Source organism: Pseudoduganella violaceinigra DSM 15887, from assembly GCF_000425385.1.
Lineage (GTDB): Bacteria > Pseudomonadota > Gammaproteobacteria > Burkholderiales > Burkholderiaceae_D > Rugamonas > Rugamonas violaceinigra.
On sequence record NZ_AUDI01000021.1, the window covers coordinates 88,271 to 94,288 of the forward strand.

The following is a 6,018-nucleotide window of genomic DNA, read 5'->3' on the forward strand; positions in this document are numbered from 1 at the left end:
TTAATCAAGGCTTGGGTTCGAAGCGCAGCGAAGCCGAATTGATGCAATAGCGCAATCCGGTCGGCGGAGGACCATCCGGGAACACATGGCCCAGGTGGGCATCGCAGACTGCACAGATGATTTCGGTGCGCAGCATACCATGCGAGCGGTCGGTTTTCTCTATGATATTGGCCGGATCCAGTGCTTTGAAATAGCTTGGCCAGCCGCAGCCTGAATCGAACTTCGCATCGGATTCAAACAAGGGCGTATTGCAGCACACGCAGGTGTAAATGCCGTGCTCGTGGTGGTCCCAGAACTTGCCGGTAAAGGCGCGTTCAGTCGCCGCGTGGCGGGTGACCTGGTATTCCATCGGGTCGAGTTCGGCGCGCCATTCGGCGTCGGTCTTGACTACTTTGTCCATGTTTTTCTCTCACGATGAGCAGCTGACCGACAGCTGGCTGGACCAGTCCGGCGGGAAGCCTGCATATTCTTCATTTTCCGGCTGTTCGTCGAATGGGCGTTCGAGCAGTGCCCGCAGGCGTTCGACTTCGGAGAAGTCCTTATTCTGCGCCTTTTCGATGGCGAGCTGGGCCATATAGTTTCTCAGCACATACTTCGGGTTGACCTGATCCATCGCAAGCTTGCGCGCCGCATCGTCGCTGTTTTCCGCGCGCAGGCGCGCACGGTAGGATTCCGCCCATTGATCGAAGGCTGGGCGGTCGATGAAAAGATCGCGCAGCGGTTCGTCGCCCTCCGGGCCGCCGGATTGCAGGGTGCTGAGCCGGCGGAAGAAGATCGTGAAGTCGGTATGGTTGGCTTGCATCAGCGCGAACAGGGCGTCGAGCAGTTCCCGGTCGCCTTCCTGGCTGGTGTTCAGGCCGAGCTTGGCATGCAGCAGTTGGTCGATATGGCGTGCGAATTCCGGCTGGTAGACGTCCAGCGCTTCCTGCGTGAGTTCGACCTCCCCAATCAGCGGCAATAGCGCCTGCGCCAGGGCATAGCAGTTCCAATGCCCGATCTGAGGCTGGTTGGCGTACGAATAGCGGCCGCGATCGTCGCTATGGTTACAGATGTGGTTAGCGTCAAAGCCTTCCATAAAACCGAATGGCCCGTAGTCCAGGGTCTGGCCCAGGATGGACATATTGTCGGTATTCATCACGCCATGCATGAAGCCGACAGCTTGCCAGTGGGCAATCATACGCGCTGTGCGGCGGGTGACTTCTTCCAGCAATGCCGCGTAAGGGCTTTCCTCATCGCGCAGGGCGGGATAAAAACGGTCTATGACGTAATCGGCAAGCTGCTTGAGCTCGTCGTGCTTGCGGTTGTAATACCAATGTTCGAAGGAGCCGAAGCGGATGAAGGTCGGCGCCATGCGCACGACGACAGCGGCAGTTTCAATCAACTCGCGCACCACCCCCTGATCCGAGCCGACCACGGATAGGGCGCGGGTGGTTGGAATACCGAGGCCGTGCATCGCTTCCGAGCACAGGAATTCGCGGATCGACGAGCGCAGCACGGCGCGCCCATCGCCCATTCTGGAATAAGGCGTCATGCCGGCGCCTTTCAGCTGGAGCTCAATGGCCCCTTCGGCTCCCGCAAGGTCGCCGAGCAGGATGGCGCGGCCATCCCCCAATTGTCCGGCCCAGACGCCGAACTGGTGCCCCGAATATACCGTCGCCAGGGGCTGGGAGCGTTCCGCGACCCGGTTGCCCGTCAGGATGGCGACCGCGTCCTCATGCGCCAGCGCCGCCGGATCCAGTCCGGCAAGACGTGCCGCAGAGGGGCTCGCCGCCACCAGATAAGGCGCCGGCAAGGGCGTTGGCATTAGGCGGGTATAGAACGCAGCCGGCAGGCTTGCGAAGGAATTTTCAAATGGGAAGGTGGCGGCAGTCATAGCACCCGCATTGTAGCGCAGCGCACCCCAAATAGAGGGGAGGCAGGGTGTGGCTAAGTATCCTTTAAGAATCTTTTGATTTCCGGATTTAACTAAGTTTGCCGTCGAAAAATTTTACAGTGGATGAGGTAACAGCCGTAAGGCCGAGCTCAACTGTTTGATTCTATTCAAATGTAACAGCTGGGCACGCTTAATGGATCGACTTGCGTACAACAACCAGATAGGGGGTGCCATGAAAACCTTGAAACAACTGTTGGGTGCAGCATTGGGGATCGCCGTCTTAGCCGCTCCGGTCGCGCAAGCTGATGTGCTGGTCTACAGCTTCAGTAATTCCGGAGCTTACAGCGGGACCGTGCCGGGCGCGCCGGCCGATCCTTCTACCGTCTACGCGACGGCAACGATCACATGGAGCGTGGGATTGAAAACAGCGGACATTGTCATGGCCGTCAACAATAACCTGCTGGCTGGCGCCTACGTCAATGACTGGTATTTCAACCTTGACCCGAACAATACCTTCACTTCCTACCAGTTCATCAGCGGGACGCAGGCGAAATCGGGCGGTGTCTACTACACATCGCCGAACAGCTATAAAGCCGATGGCGGCGGGCTATTCGATTTGCGGTTCCAATTTAACCAGGCCTTCCCGGGCCAGCTCGGTATCGGCCATACCTCGGAGTACACGGTGACGACCAGCGACTTCCTGTCCGCCACGTCGTTCAACTACTTCTCTGTCAACAAAAATGGCGATGTCAACGATAAGAACATTCAAGGCGCAGTGCATGTCCAGGGCTATGCGAGCAGCGTTTGGTTGTCGGCTTGCGTAAGCGGTACGGACTGCCAGCCTCCCGGCAATCCTTGCGACGATAATCCGAGCCTTCCGGAATGCGGTGGCGGCTCCAACGAGACTCCTGAGCCTGCATCGCTGGCACTGATCGGTACAGGGCTGATGGGCTTGGCACTTGCCCGCAGGCGCCGTAGCCGCTGAGTTTGTTCAATGAAAACCGGGTCGGCGGCCCGGTTTTCAATTGCGGATCCCGCGTCGTTTATCGGGTGACTTGGACAGTCTTGCTGGAGGTGTTACCCGCTGCATCGCGCGCCACGCCTTGCACAGTGTGGGTGCCGCGCGCAAGCTTACGTGTACTCCAGCGATAAACCAGGCTCGAGCCACTGCCGCTGCCAGCCAGGCTGTCATCAATATAGATGGAAAGCTTGATGCCGGCGGCGCCGCTATTGTCGGATGCGTTGACGACCACATCCACATTGCCCGAGACGGCGCCGGAGACGGGATTTGCAATCGTCAGTACAGGTGGGATGCTGTCTTGCACTGGAGTCGCGGCCGCATTGGTCACGTTGACCGAGACTGCGTTCGAAGAGGCCACGTTGCCGGCAGCATCATACGCCACAGCCACCAGGCTGTTCATGCCATTCGCTACGCCTTTCGAATCCCAGGCGAAAGAGAACGGGCCGGACGAGTCTGTCGCGACAACCGTGCCATTCACTTTCAGGTCCACCCGCGAGACGCCCACATTGTCGGATGCGTTGACATTGACGGTCACAGTACCGCTGACGGTACTGCCGGCTAGAGGGCTGGCGATTGAAACAAGCGGGGCGGCAGCATCGGCCGGAGCGGTCGTGCTCGCGCCTGCGGCCTGAACCGCTGCAGCGGCATTCACGCGGCCATAGCCGAATTTGCTGTCGCGGCCAGGAGTACCGAGGTCGACTGCGGTGCTGAACAGGATGTTCTGCACCTGGTCGGCGCTCAGGGAAGGGTTGGCCGACATCACCAGGGCGGCCACGGCAGCGGCGATCGGGCTGGCGAAGGACGTGCCGTTGACGGAGCCGTAGGTGCCGCCTTGTACAGTGGTGTAGATGCCCGAGCCTGGCGCCGACAGGGCGGTGTAGGCACCATAGCTGGAGAAGCTCGACAGGTTGTCGGCTGAATCGGTCGAGGACACGGGAATCATGGTGCTGGTCGGGACGAAGCCTTCATCCTTGGCGTTGTTGCCGGTGGAGACGAACAGCAGGCCGCCTTTGCTGCGCAGGTAATTGGCTGCGCTTTGCACCGCCGCGCTGCTTGGGGCATTGCCGTAGCTGATGTTGACGACGCGGGCGCCGTGGTCGGCGGCCCAGGTCACGCCGCTGGCCATGGTCGAGAAAAGGGCATAGCAGGAGCCGGAATTATTGTAAGCGATACGCACCGGCATGATCTTGGCTTTGCCGGCCACGCCGGTCACGCCGGCCGCGTTGTTGCCGATCGCTGCCGCAGCGCCGGCGACCTTGGTGCCGTGACCGCAAACGTCGGCGGTGTTGCTGTTGTTGTCATAGATATTGTAGCCAGGGACGGTGTTGCCAATCAGGTCAGGGTGGGTGGCGTCCTGGCCGGAGTCCAGGATGGCAATAATGATGCCGCTGCCTTGCGTCTTGTCCCAGGCAGTATTTGCGCCGATTTTATTGATATGCCATTCGCTGCCCAGATAAGGGTCGTTCGTGGTGGCGGCGACTTCAACGCGCTGGTCCAGTTCGGCGAACTTGAAGTGCGGGTTGTTCTTGAGCTTGTTGGCGATGGCTTTTTCCGAGCCGTGCGGCACGTCGATGAGGTGAATATTGCTCTGGCCCAGCTTATGCGCTTTGCCGGCGCCATGGATCTTGAGATCTCTGGCGAATTCGTCGGCAGTCAAGCCTGCCCTTGGTTCGACCAGGATGCGCCCGCCTGCGAAAGCGGGTTCTGCGTTGGCTGGGGCTGCGAATACGATCGGGGTGGCGCCAGCAAGGATGAGGGTGGCGATATGGGTGCGAATCTTCATTAAGAGCGAGTCCTGTTTTCGAGGTTGCGGAAAAAGGGACTGCCCGCCGCCCAGCGAAGGGCGGTTGAAGAGCACACCGGGGACTTCAGTGTCACCTGTGTTTCTGGCAGTCCAGCCGTCATGGACGCTTTGGCGTCGTTAGACCGTTGACTTTGCGTCCCGTGCTTTCGCGCGGTTTGCCTTTGTCAGACTTCAGGGGCGATAGTAGGTGAAGATTTACCGTCAGGCAATTGGATTTGCCCGACATTTACGTCCTGATACAAATCAATCTGAGCATTTGTGCAAAGTTGGCTTGCATGATTGTAGCTATTAATAATATTCAGTCAAATCAATGAGTTAACTAATGGTGCGCGGAAATTGATATTAAATAATTTTCATTTGGCGTGACATTAACTGGTCTTTCTATTTGCCAATAAAAAAACCCGGCCGAAGCCGGGTTGAACAGGGGATGTTTATTAATTAGCGAGTCACTTGCACGCTGGTGGTGGAAGTGTTGCCAGCAGCATCCTTGGCTACAGCCTGGATGGTGTGGCTGCCGGCAGCGAGCTTGCGAGTGTTCCAGCTGTAGGCCAGGGAGGAGCCGGCGCCGGAAGCTTTCAGTTGACCGTCGATGTACACGCTCATGTTGATGCCGGCTGCGCCGCTGTTGTCGGAGGCATTCACGGTCACGTTCACGGTGCCGGACACAGCGCCAACAGTCGGGTTGGCGATGGCGACCACGGGAGCGACCGTGTCGGCAGCTGGAGGCTGGACGGCGTTGGCGACGTTCACGGCCACGACGCTGGACGTAGCGACATTCCCGGCTGCGTCGTAAGCGATGGCGACCAGGTTGTTGGTGCCGTTTACCGCACCGGTCGAATCCCAGCTGAAGCTGTATGGGCCGGTGGCAGCGGAAGCGACTACTGTGCCGTTGACTTTCAGGTCTACCTGGGCCACGCCCACATTATCGGAGGCATTCACGCCGATCGACACCAGGCCGGAGACGGTGTTGCCGCCCGCCGGGTTGGCGATGGCAACGCTTGGTGCCGTGGTATCAGGCGCTGGCTGGGCCTTGGCGGCGGCCACGGCTGCAGCGGCATTGACACGGCCGTAGCCGAAATAGCTGTCGCGGCCAGGCGTACCGAGGTCGACAGCGGTGCTGAACAGGATGTTCTGCACCTGGTCGGCGCTCAGGGAAGGATTGGCCGACATCACCAGGGCTGCCACGGCAGCGGCGATCGGGCTGGCGAAGGACGTACCGTTGACGGAGCCGTAGGTGCCGCCTTGCACGGTGGTGTAGATGCCCGAGCCTGGCGCCGACAGGGCGGTGAAGGCGCCGTAGCTGGAGAAGCTCGACAGGTT

At 59.6% G+C, this 6,018-nt stretch carries 5 protein-coding genes and 1 riboswitch; of the genes, 1 reads left to right on the forward strand and 4 read right to left on the reverse strand.

Translation table 11 applies throughout. The features are described from left to right. Window positions 1–4 precede the first annotated feature (4 nt). Together msrB and H597_RS0114540 are read right to left on the reverse strand one after the other, a co-directional pair. Window positions 5–400, reverse strand: coding sequence for a peptide-methionine (R)-S-oxide reductase MsrB (gene msrB, locus H597_RS0114535; RefSeq protein WP_028102797.1), 396 nt, complete (start codon window positions 398–400; stop codon window positions 5–7). Between the two features lie 9 nt (window positions 401–409). Beyond that, complete coding sequence (locus H597_RS0114540) at window positions 410–1,873, reverse strand: protein adenylyltransferase SelO (protein WP_083941102.1); 1,464 nt, start codon at window positions 1,871–1,873, stop codon at window positions 410–412. A 232-nt stretch (window positions 1,874–2,105) separates the two neighbouring features. Here H597_RS0114540 and H597_RS0114545 point away from each other — a divergent pair, with 232 nt between their 5' ends. Continuing rightward, window positions 2,106–2,858 carry a PEP-CTERM sorting domain-containing protein gene (locus H597_RS0114545; protein ID WP_154668110.1) on the forward strand — a complete coding sequence of 251 codons (753 nt, stop codon included), beginning with the start codon at window positions 2,106–2,108 and terminating at the stop codon, window positions 2,856–2,858. Between the two features lie 58 nt (window positions 2,859–2,916). On the opposite strand, the gene H597_RS0114550 is transcribed toward H597_RS0114545, so the two are convergent. After that, window positions 2,917–4,677, reverse strand: a complete 1,761-nt coding sequence (locus H597_RS0114550) for a S8 family serine peptidase (RefSeq protein ID WP_035374251.1) — start codon at window positions 4,675–4,677, stop codon at window positions 2,917–2,919. Window positions 4,678–4,779: 102 nt separating this feature from the next. After that, window positions 4,780–4,868, reverse strand: a riboswitch (cyclic di-GMP riboswitch). Window positions 4,869–5,136: 268 nt separating this feature from the next. Beyond that, on the reverse strand, window positions 5,137–6,018 hold an 882-nt coding region (locus H597_RS30915), incomplete at its 5' end, for an Ig-like domain-containing protein (protein ID WP_035374253.1).